This window comes from Pararhodobacter zhoushanensis, from assembly GCF_003990445.1.
GTDB lineage: Bacteria > Pseudomonadota > Alphaproteobacteria > Rhodobacterales > Rhodobacteraceae > Pararhodobacter > Pararhodobacter zhoushanensis.
This window is the reverse complement of the sequence record NZ_REEZ01000005.1, coordinates 189,351-203,061: the sequence shown is the minus strand read 5'-3', so window position 1 is coordinate 203,061 and position 13,711 is coordinate 189,351. Positions and strand designations below refer to the sequence as shown.

Sequence of the window (13,711 nt, the reverse complement as noted above, 5' to 3'; positions counted from 1 at the left end):
TTTTTGCGGTGTTACATCCGGCGCAGGCGGGCGAGCAGCCGGCGGTTGCCGTCGCGCAGGTCAAGCCATTGGCCTTGCGGCGACAGCTCGAACAGGCTGGCCCCGGTCAGCGCCGAGAAAAACCCCTGTTCGATCTGCCCGGTCACCCCGTGGCAGCCGCGCCGGGTGGTGAGGAAATCGGTCACATCATGCTGGCCGCGACGCAGGATAATCGCCGCATCGAAACTGTTGCAGCCGCTGGTTCCGTGGATACCGCCGCCCCGGCTGATGGTGATCTGCGCCTGCTGCAGGGCCTGCGCATCCAGCGCCATCGGTCGGCCATTGGCGTAGAGCGCGTGCAAGCGCCAGTTGCCCGAAAAGCTGCCCGGCGCAGCGGCCTGCGCGGCGGGTGCCTGCTGGCCGACCGGCAGCAGCAGATAGGTCTGTCCCATGCCGCGCGTGCCCCAGACCGCCGCCAGTCGCGGGTTGGCCGGATCGGCACCGACATACATGCCGTTTTGCACCGAACGCAGCGCGTAGCCGGGGCCGTTGGGGATCAGCTCGAACGTTTCCCAGCTGCGGATATGCGGCGAGGCGATGGCGAGTTCGGTCTGGGCGCCGACACCGGCACGCAGGAACAGCCCGCTTTGCGGATCGCGGAAGGCCACGCGGTTACCCTCGAGCTGGACCATGTCCAGCGTCATGGCCGTGCCCCCGTTCAGCGACAAACGCCCCGTGGGGTCGATGCCGACGCGGGTGGCGGGCTGGACGGCCTGCATCGAGACCAGTTCGGCCGCAGCGGGCGACGCGAGGGTGAGCACAAGCGCGGCGGCGCGCAGGAAGGGGCGAAGCATGAGGTCTCTCCTGTTGCGGGGTCACAGCCCGAGCGCGGGCGCGGTGGCGGGAAGCAGAGCGAAGAACGCGCCGAGCAGACCGGCGATGAGAACGAGAAGCTTGTCCATGGTGACCCTCTGATGGCTGGCCCTTTGCGGGCGTTCAGATGTCAGTCGCGCCAGCAAAAGCCCCGGTTCAATCAAGAACCGGGGCTTTTGCAAAAAACCGAAAAAGGCGGTGTCAGGCGTTGACGCTGGCCCATTCGCGCAGGGCCTCACCAAAGGCGGCGAAGAGCGGACGGGACACAGGATCACCGGCAGCGTTGTATTCGGGGTGCCATTGCACCGACAGGGTGAAGCCGGGCGCGTCCTTGACATAGATCGCCTCGGGCGTGCCGTCGGGGGCGTAGCCGTCGATGACGATGCGCGCGCCGGGGGTCTTGATCCCCTGCCCGTGCAGGGTGTTGGTCATCACCTCGGTCGCGCCGAGCAGTTTGTGGAACGGCCCGCCCTCGGTCAGGGTCACGATGTGGCGCAGGGCAAATTTTTCCTCAAGCGTCCCATCAGGGGGCATGCGGTGATTCATGCGGCCCGGCAGATCGCGAATCTCGGGGTATAGCGAACCGCCCATCGCTACGTTGACCTCCTGAAAACCACGGCAGACGCCAAAGAACGGCTGCCCGCGCTCGACGCAGGCGCGCACCAGCGGCAGGGTGATCGCATCCCGGCAGCGGTCAAAGGTGCCGTGGGCGGGGGTTTCAGCCTCGCCGTATTCCTCGGGGTGGACGTTGGGCCGCCCGCCGGTCAGCAGGAAACCGTCGCAGGTTTCAAGCAGCTCCTCGACCGAGACAAAGCGCGGATCGGCCGGGATCAGCATCGGGATCGCCTCGGCGACCTCGGCCACGGCTTCGGTGTTCATCGTGCCCCCGGCGTGAACCTGGTAGGTCTCGTTCAAGAGGGCGGTATTGCCGATAATCCCGACAACAGGACGCTTTCGCGGCATGGCTTGACCTTGCGACGTCTGTGATGAGGGAAACCTAGTCTGCTGCAGCTGCAAAGAAAAGGGGTGTTACGGAAGGATGACAACAGCCGCCTGACCATCGGTTGCCCAGCTTGCGCCCGCAAGGGTGGTGCCGCTGCGCCCGGTGCCGGTGGCGATGCTGGCGGCGGGTTGCGCGCCGGCGGCGATCAGGTCGGCGACCAGCAGGTCGCGTTGCGCATCCGGGTCCGGGCGAGTGTCCGAGACGCCGATATCCAGCGACGCTGCGCCGACATAGACCCGCTGGCCGTCCGGCCCCAGATACGCGCTGCGCCAGAGCCGCAGATGCGGGCGGGCGGCGCTGTCTGCGATCGGCTTTTCATAGGCCATATCGTTAGGCTGACCGTCCCAGAAATCAGGCGTGACCGGGGCGATGGGGTCATCGGCACCGCGCCATGACACCCAGGCCTCGCGCAGCAGCATCGTCGCGGCGGGGCGCTGCGCGGCGACCCATCCGGCATTGGTCAGCGCGGTGGCGACGGCAGCTTCATCGTCGGCCAGCAGGATCACGTTGACCGGGCCGAGTCGCCTGCCCAGCAGTGTCTCGGTCTGCGCGGTGAAGCCGGGGGCGGCGGGCAGAGCGGCAAGGTCGGTCAGGGTGACGTCGGCAGGGGCGCTCCACGGGATGCCCAGCGCCTTGTCGTAGAAGACGACGACCCACCCGGCGGTGACCACCAGCGCCACGCTGGCGCTGAGTGCCAGCAGGCGCAGCGCCCCGACCGGTGCGGGCGAAGGGTCTGGCTGTGCCTCGAGCCGCCATTCGGCGATGGCGACGCCGACGACCAGCCACAGCGCGCCGACCAGCCAGCCGTTGAACACGTCGCTGACGAAATGCTCGGCCAGATAGACGCGGCTGGCGCCGATGGTAAAGGCGAGCAGCACGGCGGCCAGCGTCGCGGGCAGCAACGGCAGGCGCCGGATGCGCCAGAGCGCGTAACAGGCGGTGCCCCAGAAGGCGACCGAGATGGCGGCGTGGCCTGACGGGAAGCTGCTGGAGGTCTCAAGGAAATAGGCGAACTCGGGGCGCGGGCGGTCAAAGACCCGCTTGAGAATGCTCACCGACAGCGCGTTACCGAGCACGGCCACGACCAGCCCCAGCGCCAGCCCGCGCCGCCCCTTGAGCACCAGCCAGAGCGACAGCGCCGCGGTAAGCGCCGTCACCACCCGGCTGTCACCCAGCGCGGTGACATGCATCACCACGCGCAGAATGCCCGGACTCCAGAACGAATGCGCCAGATTGGACAGGCGGGTGTCGATGGCAAGGATCGGTGCGGCGGTCAGCCAGTCGGCAACGGACCCGACCCAGACGGCGAAGATATAGACAAAGACCACACCCAGCAGCGTCAGCGGCAGACCGGCGAACCGCCCGCTGTCCAGACGCCGCGCCAGCAGCGCGTTGGTGCGCGGAAAGCGGGCTTGCAGCGCCTGCACCTGCGGGTTCCCGGCCAGCGCGCGCAGCACCGATTGCGCGACCGAGCGCACGAAGGGAAAAAGCCGGATCGCGCGCATCACCAGCCAGATCAGCGCGGCGAGCGCCAGCAGCACGGCCACCACCACCAGCGCGACCCGCGTCGCCAGCGGCCCCAGCCGGGTCATCGTGTCGCCCAGCACGTAGCCCAGCGCCAGATGCCCGGCGGCATAGGGCACGGCGGCAATCGCGGACCACATCAGGAAACGCCGGTGCGGCATGCCCGACAGCGCGGCAACCATCGGCACCAAGCCCGAGACCGGCCCCAGAAACCGCCCGATGACCAGCGCCAGCCCGCCGTGACGCTGGAAAAGCGCCTCGGCCCGGGCATAGGCCTTGGACCCGGCCAATCGCCCGCGAAGCCCCCGCTTGGCCAAACGGCCGGTCCAGTAGCCCAGCTCGGCCCCGATCAGCGCGCCGGCGGCAACGAACCAGCCCAGATCGAACAGATCGATCACGCCCTGCTGCGCAAGGATCCCGCCAGCATCGACGATCAGCGAGCCGGGGACGAAGACGCCGGTGACAAACCACGCCTCGAGCATCGCGGCCGCGCCGATGATCCAGTAGGTTGCCATGCCCAGCGACGCCAGCGAGGGCAGGATCTGGTCGAGTCCGAACATCGGGTGGACTTAGCCCTGTCCGACCAGCCCGGCGGCCTCGGCCCCGGCGATGCCCGCGTCGGCGTCATTGTCCGAGGTATCGCCAGTCACGCCAACCGCGCCGACAATCGCGCCCTCGGCGTTGCGCAGCAGCACACCACCGGCGGCGGGAACCACCTTGCCATCATAGAGCGTGCTGAGCGAAGCGACGAAATGCGGGCGTTCGGCGGCCATGACGCCCAGTTGGCGGCTGGGCACACCGACCATGATCGCGCCATACGCCTTGCCCTGCGCGAGCGCGAAGCGGCCCACCGGCGCGCCGTCTTCGCGCTCGAACGCCAGAACCTGACCGCCCGCATCCAACACGACGACGGACAGCGGTTTCATGTCCTTTTCGCGACCAAGGGCGCGGGCAGCGGCGATGATGGTGCGGGCTTGGTCGAGGGTCAGGGTCATGGGCCGTCCTTTCAAAACAAGCCCTCTGATACCGTCCCGCGCGCCGTCTCGCAAAGCCGATCTTTACGCGGGGCCGGAACGCAAAGGGCGGCCCGTTTCGGGGCCGCCCTGTTGTCTCAGTTCCGCGCTGCCTTGAGTTGCAGGCGGCGGGCGTGCAGCACCGGCTCGGTATAGCCCGAGGGCTGGACGCGGCCCTTGAACACCAGATCACAGGCGGCCTGAAAGGCGATGGTTTCAAACCCCGGCGCCATCGGCGTGTAGAGCGGATCGTCGGCGTTCTGGCGGTCAACCACCGCCGCCATGCGCTTCATCGCGTCCAGAGCGTCCGCCTCGCTGACAACGCCGTGGTGCAGCCAGTTGGCGATATGCTGCGACGAAATCCGGCAGGTCGCGCGGTCTTCCATCAGGCCGACGTCATGAATGTCGGGCACCTTGGAACAGCCGACGCCCTGATCGATCCAGCGCACCACATAGCCAAGGATGCCCTGGGCGTTGTTCTCGACCTCGGCCATGATCTGCGCGGGCGACCATTTGCGATAGGTGGCCAGCGGGATCTCCAGCAACGCATCCAAATGCGCGCGCCGCCCGCCGCCGGCCAGTTTCTTCTGCACCGCGAACACGTCGACCTTGTGGTAATGCAGCGCGTGCAGCGTGGCGGCGGTGGGGCTGGGCACCCACGCCGTATTCGCCCCGGCGCGCGGATGCGCGATCTTCTGGTCCAGCATCGCGGCCATCAGATCGGGCGCGGCCCACATGCCCTTGCCGATCTGCGCCTTGCCGCTCAGCCCGCATTCCAGCCCGATGTCGACGTTGCGATCCTCATACGCGTTGATCCAGGTCTTGCGCTTAATGAAATCCTTGCGGCTGAACGGCCCGGCCTCCATCGAGGTGTGGATCTCGTCGCCGGTGCGGTCGAGAAAGCCGGTGTTGATGAAGGCGATGCGCTGTTTGGCGGCGCGGATGCATTCCTTGAGGTTGGCCGAGGTGCGGCGTTCCTCATCCATGATGCCCAACTTGACAGTGTTGGCGGGCAGGCCCAGCGCGGCCTCGACCCGGTCGAAGATCTCGACGGCAAAAGCGGCTTCTTCCGGCCCGTGCATCTTGGGCTTCACCACATACATCGAGCCATGCAGCGAGTTGCGCGCACCCGATGTCTTTTGCAGATCGTGCTTGGCGATCAGCGTGGTGATCATGGCGTCCATGATGCCTTCGGGGATTTCCGAGCCGTCTTGCAGCAGGATCGCCGGGTTGGTCATCAGGTGGCCGACATTGCGCACCCACAGCAGGGCGCGGCACTTCACGGTGAGTGTACCGCCGCCGGGGGCGTTGTAGTCGGCATCTGGGTTCAGTTTGCGGGTAAAGCTCTTGCCGCCCTTGGTGACCTCTTCGGCCAGATCGCCCTTCATCAGACCCAGCCAGTTGCCATAGGCCTGCACCTTGTCCTCGGCATCGACGCAGGCGACCGAATCCTCGCAATCCATGATCGCGGTCAGCGCGCTTTCCAGCCAGACATCCGAGATCCCGGCACGGTCGGTGCGTCCGACCTCGGTCGTGGGATCGACGAGGATCTCGATCAGCAACCCGTTCGAGCGCAGCAGGACCTGCAGCGGACACAGGTCATTCTCAAGCCAGCCGGCGAATTGCGCCGGGTTCTTGAGCCCGCGTTCGCCGCGCGCCGTCACCACCAGTTGACCGTCGCGCACAGCGAGGGCTGTCACTTCTGTCCAGGAAGCGCCGTCGAGCGGGACCGCTTCGTCCAGAAACACCCGCACCCGCGCCACGACCCGTGCGCCGTGGCCGTGCTCGTACGCGCCCTTGGGCGGCAGCGCGCCCATCGCATCGGTGCCATAGAGCGCGTCATACAGGCTGCCCCAGCGCGCATTCGCCGCGTTGAGCGCATAGCGGGCGTTGGTGATCGGCACGACCAGCTGCGGGCCGGCGATGGTGGCGATCTCAGGATCGACGTTCTGGGTTTCGATCTGGAAATCGCCGCCTTCGGGCAGCAGGTAGCCGATCTCGGACAGGAAAGCCTTGTAGGCCTCGCCATCATGCGGCGCGTCGCGGTGGCTGCGGTGCCAGTCGTCAATCTGCGCCTGCAGGCTGTCGCGCTTGTCCAGCAGGGCGCGGTTTTTCGGCGCCAGATCATGCACGAGGGTCGAGAAGGCCTGCCAGAAGGCCGCCGGTTCGATCCCGGTGCCGGGCAGTGCCTGCGCGTCGATGAAATCCGCCAGTTGCAGGTCAACCTTCAGACCCGCCTTGTCGATGCGCTGTGTCATACCACCCTCTTTTTTGATGTCGCGCCTGAGCCGCAAAGCCCGCCTCCCGGTGCGTTCGCTGAGGTTATCGGAAAAAGTTTCCTATAGGCAACACGCTTTCCCCTCTGCAACGCCGACAAATCCCGACATGATTTTCAAGAAATAATTGTAAGTCGCATTCCTAAGTTTTCCTTGCGCGACTCGGTTTTGATAGTTAGCTTTTTTCCTAAGCGATATTGGAGGAGCCGCGTCATGCCCCGGATGATCTTTGTGAATCTACCCGTCGCCGACCTGCCCAAAGCCATGGGGTTCTGGCGTGCGCTGGGGTTCGACTTCAACCTCGATTACACCGACGAGACCGCCGCTTGTCTGGTGCTCTCGGACACGATGTTCGCCATGCTGCTGACGCATGAAAAATTCCGCGGCTTCGCCAAGGCCGAGGTCGCCGATACCAGCAAGGCCCGCGAGGTGCTGATCGCCCTGACCTGCGAGACCCGCGAAGAGGTGGACCGCCTGTGCGATACCGCCGCTGCCGAGGGCGGCGCCGCGCAGGGCGAACCGCAGGACCATGGCTTCATGTACTTCCGTGCGTTCACCGACCCCGACGGGCACGTCTGGGAACTGACCCACTTCCCCGAGGCCTGAGATGGCACGGCTGCGCGGGCAAAGCGTCACGGTGCCGCTGGACGGCGACGGGGTCATCGGGCGCAACATGGTTGGCCATGGGCGTGGATGGTGGGGTGAAACCCCACCCTACGGCGGCACCGCAGTCGGGCTGGCCCGATGAGCGCCGAACCGCGGCTTGATGCGTTATTTCAGGCGCTGGCCGATCCCACCCGGCGCGCGATCCTGTCGCAGCTGGCGCGCGGTCCGGCCAGCGTCAGCGATCTGGCGCAACCCTTCGACATGGCCTTGCCCAGCCTGATGGCGCATCTGCGCAAGCTGGAGCAGGCCGGGTTGATCGCCAGCCACAAGGATGGCCGCGTGCGCACCTGCGCCATCGTGCCCGAGGCCTTCACCCCGGTGCGCGGCTGGCTGGATGAGCAGCGCGCGCATTGGGAAGGGCGGCTTGACCGTCTGGAAGATTACGTGACCCGATTGATGAAGGAACGCCAACAATGACATTTGATCCCGATACCGACCTGATCCTGACCCGCACCCTGAACGCGCCCCGCGCGATCCTGTGGGAATGCTGGACCACGCCCGAACATCTGGCGCAGTGGTTCGTGCCCAAGCCGCACACAGTGGCCTCGTGCGAGCTGGACGTGCGGCCCGGCGGCAAATGCAACACGACCTTCGAGGTCGAGGGCAACCTGATGGAGAACAACGGCGTGTATCTTGAGGTGATCCCCGGCGAAAAGCTGGTGTTCACCGATACCTACACCGAAGGATGGAAGCCGAACCCGGAACCCTTCATGACCGCCATCGTCACCTTTGAAGACGCAGGCGACGGCAAGACGACCTATACCGCCGTGGCCCGCCACCGCAGTCCCGAAAGCGCCAAGCAACACGCCGACATGGGCTTCCATGGCGGCTGGGGCACCGTCGCCACGCAGCTGGAAGCCTATGCGCAGGAGCTTGCGGCGCGATGAGCACGCAGTTCGATACGCTGGTGTTCGAGCGCGACATCGCCGCCTCGCCGGGCGCGGTGTGGCATGCGTGGACCGACCCGGCGGCGCGGGCGGCATGGTCCGCGCCCAACCCGGCAGTGACGGTCGAGTATCTGAGCGCCGATGCGCGGGTTGGCGGCGAGGAAGTCTCGCTGTGCAAGGTTGAGGGTCAGCCCGACATCCGCTGCGATATCCGCTGGCTGGCGATGGAGCCCGGCCATCGGAGCGTGAACAGCGAGGTGATCGCGCAGGAGGGCACCACGCTGTCGACCGCACTGATCACCGCCGAGCTGCGCGGCATGGGGGACGGCTGCGTGCTGACGTTGACGGTTCAGCTGGCCTCTCTGGCCGAAGATATGGGCGTCGGGTATCAGCAGGGATTCGGGGCCGGGCTGGATAACCTGACCGCCGTCGCGCAGCGGGTGCTGAGCATCGAGCGGGTGATCGACGCGCCGGTGGCGTTGTTGTGGGACGCGTGGACGGACCCCGAAGCACTGCCGCAATGGTGGGGGCCGGACGGGTTCTCATGCCGCACGACGCGCATTGATCTGCGCGAGGGGGGCGAGTGGGTGTTCGACATGATCGGCCCTGACGGCACGGTCTATCCCAACCACCACCGCTATACCCGCCACATCCCGCAGGCGCGCATCGACTACACGCTGCACTGGGGCGAGAACGGGCCGAAACACGCCGATGCCTCGGCCCGGTTCGAGGCGATGGGCGGGCGCACCAGGGTCACGCTGGATATGCTGATGGCCTCGCAAGACGACTATGATCAGGCCAGGGCGATGGGCGCGCATGAGCTGGGGCTGCAGACGCTGGGCAAGCTGGCGCGGCAGGTCGGCGCTTAAAGATCCAGCGCCATCTGACCCTTGGGCGCACGTTTGCGCGGGGTGACGGGCGGGCGGGGCGCAGGGGGGCGCTCGGCCCGCGCGGCGCGTCCGGCACTGGCGGGGTCAAGGACCGGCTCGGGATAGCGCCCGGCCAGAAGTTTGCGCGCGCGCGGCCAGAGCCAGGGTGCGTGCAGATGGGCGTCGGGGACGCGGGCGAGTTCGGGCACCCAGCGGCGGATGAAAGCGCCTTGCGGGTCCAGCCGCTGACCCATCGCCACCGGATCGGGGATGCGGCCCAGCGCGACGCTTTGCAGCGCGCGCCAGTGGATCGCCGGGTCATAATCGGTGCACAGGCGCGACAGATGCAGGCCGACAGCGGCGGGGCTGAGCGCAAGGTGATGCACACCGACGGCGGCAATGAGCGCGCGCGAGCGGGCATCCAGCCAGCCCGTCGCGGTCAGCGCGCGCATGGCGGCGTCGATGAAGGGCAGGCCGGTCTGGCCGTCAGCCCAAGGGCCGGTGGCGGGGGTGTCGCCGGGGGGCATCAGCGGCAGGGCGTCCTGCGCCTGAGCGCGGGCGCGCAGTTGCGCGGCCAGCGCGCGCAGGGCGCCGGACCAATCGGAATTGCCGCGCCAGCGCTTGCGGGCCTCAGCCACCGCCGCCTGCACTTCGCGCGGTGAGAGCACGCCGTAGGCCAGATAGGGCGACAGGCGGCTGCCCGCGCGCTCAGCCCCCAATGCGGTGGCGGTGGCCGGGGAATAGCCCTGCCCACGCACGGACAGATAGCTTTCGAGCAATTGCACCCCCGCCGCGCGGCCGCCGGGCTGGCGGTAGGGGCAGCGATCCTCGGCCAGACCCAGCGATTTGAGGCCGGGCAGCGCGCCGGTCCCCTCAACCACCATCGGCAGCGACGGCGCGGGAAGCACAGGGCCGTCGTCCTGCGCCAGCGCGACCCATTCCACCCCTGCCCCGCGCGCCCAGTCGGCCACGCGCTGCTGGCGCGCGCGGGCCCAGGCGCTGCCGGTTTCCTGATGCGTTATAAGGCGCAAAAAGCCGTGCTTGGCCTGCAGGCGCGTCAACACCTCCACCGGATCGCCGGTGCGCAGGATCAGGGGCTGGCCCAGCTCGGCCAGATCGGCGCGCAAGCCCCGCAGGCAGTCGTCCAGAAAACCCCAGTGCCGCGCCGACACCTCTGGCCGCGCCCACTCGGCCGGATCGGCGATCCAGACCGGCAGAACGCGCCCGCCCGCAGCCGCGAGCGACAGGGCCGGATGGTCCTGAACGCGGAGATCACGGGTGAACCAGACGAGCGAGAGCATGGTGAGCGCCGAGTCTTGCGGGGGCATGTTCCCGGTTTACCCCCACAACAGCCGCCCGGCAACCCCTCCCACAAAGGACCACGCCTGCGCCCCATTCCTGCCACGAAACAGGAATGAATTAACCCTAAGCCCGCGTCAGAAAGGACCAACAATGAAACCGCAGAGCAGCACCCTCGATTTCCTCGGCCAAGCGCTGAAACTTCCGTTCAACCTGTTTGCCGACGACGAGGACCGCGTGTTGTCGCGGCTCGATGACCTGCACAAACAACTGCCCGAATCCCTGCCGCAAAAGCGCTTTTTCAAGCACTGAACGCCGGTTTCACACGCTGACGGTTACGCCCGGAAGACGCAGCGCCGTCATCAGATCGCGCAGCTCTTGCCGGGCTGCAACGTTTGAGATGTTCATCTGCTCGACACCCGTGTCACGCAGATCCAGCAGGGTCAGCCCGCGCGGGAACAGCTCGCGGAAGATGACCCGCTCGGAGAAGCCGGGCGCCACGCGGAAACCGATCCGCTTGGACAGCGCCTCAAGCGCCTCGCCAACCTTGCGCTTGTTGTGCATCTGCTGCGCACCAAGACGGTTGCGCACCACCATCCAGTCAATCGGTTTAAGACCCGCCTGCGCGCGCAGCTGCCGGGCTTGCCAGACCATTTCCGCATAGATCGACGGACCCAGCACCGTGTTGGTTTCAGAATCGATCCGGGCCAGCAGGTCAAAGTCGATGAAGCTGTCATTCATCGGCGTGATCAGCGTATCGGCCAGCGAATGCGCCACCTGGCTCAGCCGGGTATGGCTGCCGGGGCAGTCGATGAGGATGAAATCGCACGTCTCATCCAGCCCGGCCATGGCCTCGGACAGACGATGGTCGTTGATGTTCTCGTTCGGACCCAGCTGGGCCGCGTCCACCTCGGGCAGCTCGCGGTAGTCCGGACTGGGCAAGGTGATGCCTTCGCGCGCGCAAAACGCCACACGGTTTTCAATATAACGGCCAAAAGTGCGTTGGCGGACATCCAGATCCAGTGCCCCGACGCGATGCCCCATCCGGGCCAGCGCCGTTGCAATATGCATCGCGGTGGTCGATTTGCCCGACCCGCCCTTTTCATTGCCGGTGACGATAATATGCGCCACGTTCTTCCCTGCTCTTGCTGCGCCCGGTTCGACGCGCCCGGACAATAAGCCGGGGAGCGGCGAGGGGGAAGCGGAAAGCCGCCGAAAGACGGTTACTCGATCGGAGTCCCGAAGATCGCGATGGCCACGGCGAGCAGCGCAAGCCCCGCATGCTGCGCGGCGCGGAGCGGCTTGTCCGGCCACACGCGCCACGCGGCAATCGCAGCCTGCACGGCGTAGTAAGCAGCGAAAGCGCGCGAGGCATAGGCGATGATCTGGAACACATCCGCGACCCAGGTGATCCCCAGCCCCACCGCGACGGTCAGCGCATAGGCGTGGCGCTGGGTGATGCGCTGGCGGCTGAGTTCGGCGATCAGCCCACCCGATCCGCCGGTATCCGCCACCGCCGCCGAAAACTGCGCGGCCAGCGCGGCGGCGACCAGCACCAGCGGCAACAGGGGCGAGATGACACCCATCATATCGACGATGGCGGTTTCAGACAGCGACATGCCGGCGGGATCGAAAGCATAGGTCACCAGCGCGATATAGATCAGGTAAATCGCCGTTGAGACGATCTGCGCCAGCCGCATCGAGTTGATCCGCGTCTTCGCCTTGTATTGCGCGCCCAGATAGCGCGAGGTCTCGAAGCCCTGCACCGTCACGATCAGGCCAAAGCCCAGCGTCAGCGCGGCCCAGCCTGTCTCGTGAACCTCGCTGATAACAAGCGTCCCTTCGACTGCCTTGCCGCCGGTGAACACCGCCAGCGCCAGCAGCAACCCGGCGATGATCGCCAGCTTCAGCGCCACGCTGGCGTATTCCATCCGCTCCAGCGTCTTGAACCCGCGCGTCCAGCCGACGACCAGAATCAGCGCATAGATCGCGCTGGTCATCAGCCGCGCGTTGAACGGTGACGCGATAGGCGTGAGCGACAGGGCGAAGCTGCCAAAGAGGTTGAGGTAATAGGCCACCGACACCATGAAGGCGAACCCCAGCAGGGCCGAGGCCAGCGACTCGGCCCAGACCGGTTTCGCCGTGCCCTCATCACCAATCGCGCGGATGTTGTCGCGGATGGCCGCGCCATAGCCCCAGGCCACCAGACACAGCAGCGCCATCGCCAGCGGTGCAAAGCGACCATAGGCGTGATTGAGCAGCGGCCCCAGCACCAGAAATCCCGACCCGATGATCGAGGCCAGCGGCGTCACCATCGCGCGCCAGACCGGGGCCTTGCGCAGGGCGGGCAGCGACAAGAGCGCGCCGGTGATCAGGATGGTCGCGGCGATGGCAAGATTGAACAGCATTGGGGGAGGCCTTTGAAATGCAGAACGCCGCTACGGATGTAGCGGCGCTCAACGTCTTTGCAAACGGGGGTAGGTTTAGAAACCCAGGCCCGAGTATTTGTTCTTGAACTTCGACACGCGGCCGCCGGTGTCCATCAGACGCGAGGTGCCGCCGGTCCAGGCCGGGTGCACCGAGGGGTCGATGTCCAGCGACATGCTGTCGCCTTCTTTGCCCCAGGTCGATTTCATCTGCACGATCGTGCCGTCAACCAGCTTGACGTTGATGACGTGATAGTCGGGGTGAATATCTGCTTTCATCATCCGGCTCCTTACTCAGCGCCCATCGGACGGTAGTTGGTCTTTTCAACGATACGCGCCGACTTACCGCGGCGATCGCGCAGGTAGTACAGCTTGGCGCGACGAACGCGACCGCGGCGAACAACCTCGATGCTGTCGATGTTGGTCGAATAGAGCGGGAACATCCGCTCGACGCCTTCACCGAACGAGATCTTGCGCACGGTGAACGAGGCGGCGATGTTCTTGCCACCGCTGCGGCCGATGCAGACGCCTTCAAACATCTGCACGCGCGAGCGGGTGCCCTCGGTCACTTTGTAGCCGACACGGATGGTGTCGCCGGCCTTGAAATCCGGGATGGTCTTACCGAGCGAGGCAATCTGCTCGGCTTCGAGTTCTGCGATCAGGTTCATCTGATCTTCTCCTATCATGCTCACGGTTGGCCCGCGAAGGTCTGTGCCGATGCAGAGCTCTGGTCTTCACCCGGGTCCCGCTTGCCCGCAAGGGGAGCAGCCCGACAGAGATACGATCGTCGTTCCTGTGCGATCCGTTTGTTCCGTGATCCGCCGAAGAAGGCAGGGCCCAAACGAAAACGGCCCGGTGGGCGATTCCGCCCCCGGACGAGCGCGGTATAGGGCTTG

16 protein-coding genes are annotated in these 13,711 nt (G+C 66.4%); 6 read left to right on the top strand and 10 right to left on the bottom strand.

Translation table 11 applies throughout. The features are described 5' to 3' along the window. Positions 1–11: 11 nt before the first annotated feature. The 5 genes from EAE28_RS13615 to EAE28_RS13595 form a co-directional block, all read right to left on the bottom strand. Entirely contained in the window at positions 12–833 is an 822-nt protein-coding gene (locus EAE28_RS13615) for an META domain-containing protein (RefSeq protein ID WP_127107152.1), read from the bottom strand. Between the two features lie 220 nt (positions 834–1,053). Then, positions 1,054–1,815, bottom strand: a complete 762-nt coding sequence (locus EAE28_RS13610) for a gamma-glutamyl-gamma-aminobutyrate hydrolase family protein (RefSeq protein WP_127107150.1) — start codon at positions 1,813–1,815, stop codon at positions 1,054–1,056. A 66-nt stretch (positions 1,816–1,881) separates the two neighbouring features. Continuing rightward, a complete protein-coding gene (locus EAE28_RS13605; RefSeq protein ID WP_127107148.1) occupies positions 1,882–3,939 on the bottom strand; it encodes a bifunctional DedA family/phosphatase PAP2 family protein in 2,058 nt (685 codons plus the stop codon). A gap of 9 nt (positions 3,940–3,948) precedes the next feature. After that, positions 3,949–4,374: a GlcG/HbpS family heme-binding protein gene (locus EAE28_RS13600; protein WP_127107146.1), complete on the bottom strand. Its 426-nt coding sequence runs from the start codon at positions 4,372–4,374 to the stop codon at positions 3,949–3,951. 116 nt (positions 4,375–4,490) lie between these two features. Continuing rightward, entirely contained in the window at positions 4,491–6,650 is a 2,160-nt protein-coding gene (locus EAE28_RS13595) for a malate synthase G (RefSeq protein WP_127107144.1), read from the bottom strand. A gap of 231 nt (positions 6,651–6,881) precedes the next feature. On the opposite strand from EAE28_RS13595, the gene EAE28_RS13590 reads away from it, so the two are divergent. Genes EAE28_RS13590 through EAE28_RS13575 form a run of 5 tightly spaced genes read left to right on the top strand, consistent with a single transcriptional unit; the run spans position 6,882 to position 9,090 of the window. Continuing rightward, positions 6,882–7,274: a VOC family protein gene (locus tag EAE28_RS13590; protein ID WP_127107142.1), complete on the top strand. Its 393-nt coding sequence runs from the start codon at positions 6,882–6,884 to the stop codon at positions 7,272–7,274. Position 7,275: 1 nt separating this feature from the next. Continuing rightward, positions 7,276–7,416 (top strand): hypothetical protein, encoded by a 141-nt coding sequence (locus tag EAE28_RS23770; RefSeq protein ID WP_164736632.1) that lies wholly within the window; start codon positions 7,276–7,278, stop codon positions 7,414–7,416. Next, a complete protein-coding gene (locus tag EAE28_RS13585) occupies positions 7,413–7,751 on the top strand; it encodes an ArsR/SmtB family transcription factor (RefSeq protein ID WP_127107140.1) in 339 nt (112 codons plus the stop codon). Before EAE28_RS23770 ends, EAE28_RS13585 begins: the two co-directional genes overlap by 4 nt. After that, entirely contained in the window at positions 7,748–8,221 is a 474-nt protein-coding gene (locus EAE28_RS13580; RefSeq protein WP_127107138.1) for an SRPBCC family protein, read from the top strand. Before EAE28_RS13585 ends, EAE28_RS13580 begins: the two co-directional genes overlap by 4 nt. After that, complete coding sequence (locus EAE28_RS13575) at positions 8,218–9,090, top strand: SRPBCC domain-containing protein (protein ID WP_127107136.1); 873 nt, start codon at positions 8,218–8,220, stop codon at positions 9,088–9,090. Before EAE28_RS13580 ends, EAE28_RS13575 begins: the two co-directional genes overlap by 4 nt. Here EAE28_RS13575 and EAE28_RS13570 read toward each other — a convergent pair. Beyond that, on the bottom strand, positions 9,087–10,418 hold the full coding sequence (locus EAE28_RS13570) for an FAD-binding domain-containing protein (RefSeq protein ID WP_127107134.1): 1,332 nt from the start codon (positions 10,416–10,418) through the stop codon (positions 9,087–9,089). The two genes, EAE28_RS13575 and EAE28_RS13570, sit on opposite strands and share 4 nt — an antisense overlap. A 124-nt stretch (positions 10,419–10,542) precedes the next feature. Here EAE28_RS13570 and EAE28_RS23765 point away from each other — a divergent pair, with 124 nt between their 5' ends. Beyond that, entirely contained in the window at positions 10,543–10,701 is a 159-nt protein-coding gene (locus EAE28_RS23765; RefSeq protein ID WP_164736631.1) for a hypothetical protein, read from the top strand. A 9-nt stretch (positions 10,702–10,710) separates the two neighbouring features. On the opposite strand, the gene EAE28_RS13565 is transcribed toward EAE28_RS23765, so the two are convergent. The 4 genes from EAE28_RS13565 to rplS all read right to left on the bottom strand — a co-directional run bounded on the left by EAE28_RS13565 (position 10,711) and on the right by rplS (position 13,483). Then, the gene (locus EAE28_RS13565) at positions 10,711–11,520 is read right to left on the bottom strand and encodes a division plane positioning ATPase MipZ (RefSeq protein WP_127107132.1); all 810 of its coding nucleotides are present in this window, start codon (positions 11,518–11,520) and stop codon (positions 10,711–10,713) included. A 92-nt stretch (positions 11,521–11,612) separates the two neighbouring features. After that, entirely contained in the window at positions 11,613–12,797 is a 1,185-nt protein-coding gene (locus tag EAE28_RS13560) for a hypothetical protein (protein ID WP_127107130.1), read from the bottom strand. A gap of 75 nt (positions 12,798–12,872) precedes the next feature. Then, on the bottom strand, positions 12,873–13,094 hold the full coding sequence (gene rpmE, locus EAE28_RS13555) for a 50S ribosomal protein L31 (protein ID WP_127107128.1): 222 nt from the start codon (positions 13,092–13,094) through the stop codon (positions 12,873–12,875). Positions 13,095–13,105: 11 nt separating this feature from the next. Beyond that, positions 13,106–13,483, bottom strand: coding sequence for a 50S ribosomal protein L19 (gene rplS, locus EAE28_RS13550; RefSeq protein WP_127107126.1), 378 nt, complete (start codon positions 13,481–13,483; stop codon positions 13,106–13,108). Positions 13,484–13,711 lie beyond the last annotated feature (228 nt).

Excerpts from the sequence above, each read along its gene's own strand:
- EAE28_RS13615 (WP_127107152.1), bottom strand. The coding sequence starts at position 833 with ATGCTTCGCCCCTTCCTGCGCGCCGCCGCGCTTGTGCTCACCCTCGCG.
- EAE28_RS13610 (WP_127107150.1), bottom strand. The coding sequence starts at position 1,815 with ATGCCGCGAAAGCGTCCTGTTGTCGGGATTATCGGCAATACCGCCCTC.
- EAE28_RS13605 (WP_127107148.1), bottom strand. The coding sequence starts at position 3,939 with ATGTTCGGACTCGACCAGATCCTGCCCTCGCTGGCGTCGCTGGGCATG.
- EAE28_RS13600 (WP_127107146.1), bottom strand. The coding sequence starts at position 4,374 with ATGACCCTGACCCTCGACCAAGCCCGCACCATCATCGCCGCTGCCCGC.
- EAE28_RS13595 (WP_127107144.1), bottom strand. The coding sequence starts at position 6,650 with ATGACACAGCGCATCGACAAGGCGGGTCTGAAGGTTGACCTGCAACTG.
- EAE28_RS13590 (WP_127107142.1), top strand. The coding sequence starts at position 6,882 with ATGCCCCGGATGATCTTTGTGAATCTACCCGTCGCCGACCTGCCCAAA.
- EAE28_RS23770 (WP_164736632.1), top strand. The coding sequence starts at position 7,276 with ATGGCACGGCTGCGCGGGCAAAGCGTCACGGTGCCGCTGGACGGCGAC.
- EAE28_RS13585 (WP_127107140.1), top strand. The coding sequence starts at position 7,413 with ATGAGCGCCGAACCGCGGCTTGATGCGTTATTTCAGGCGCTGGCCGAT.
- EAE28_RS13580 (WP_127107138.1), top strand. The coding sequence starts at position 7,748 with ATGACATTTGATCCCGATACCGACCTGATCCTGACCCGCACCCTGAAC.
- EAE28_RS13575 (WP_127107136.1), top strand. The coding sequence starts at position 8,218 with ATGAGCACGCAGTTCGATACGCTGGTGTTCGAGCGCGACATCGCCGCC.
- EAE28_RS13570 (WP_127107134.1), bottom strand. The coding sequence starts at position 10,418 with ATGCCCCCGCAAGACTCGGCGCTCACCATGCTCTCGCTCGTCTGGTTC.
- EAE28_RS23765 (WP_164736631.1), top strand. The coding sequence starts at position 10,543 with ATGAAACCGCAGAGCAGCACCCTCGATTTCCTCGGCCAAGCGCTGAAA.
- EAE28_RS13560 (WP_127107130.1), bottom strand. The coding sequence starts at position 12,797 with ATGCTGTTCAATCTTGCCATCGCCGCGACCATCCTGATCACCGGCGCG.
- rpmE (WP_127107128.1), bottom strand. The coding sequence starts at position 13,094 with ATGAAAGCAGATATTCACCCCGACTATCACGTCATCAACGTCAAGCTG.
- rplS (WP_127107126.1), bottom strand. The coding sequence starts at position 13,483 with ATGAACCTGATCGCAGAACTCGAAGCCGAGCAGATTGCCTCGCTCGGT.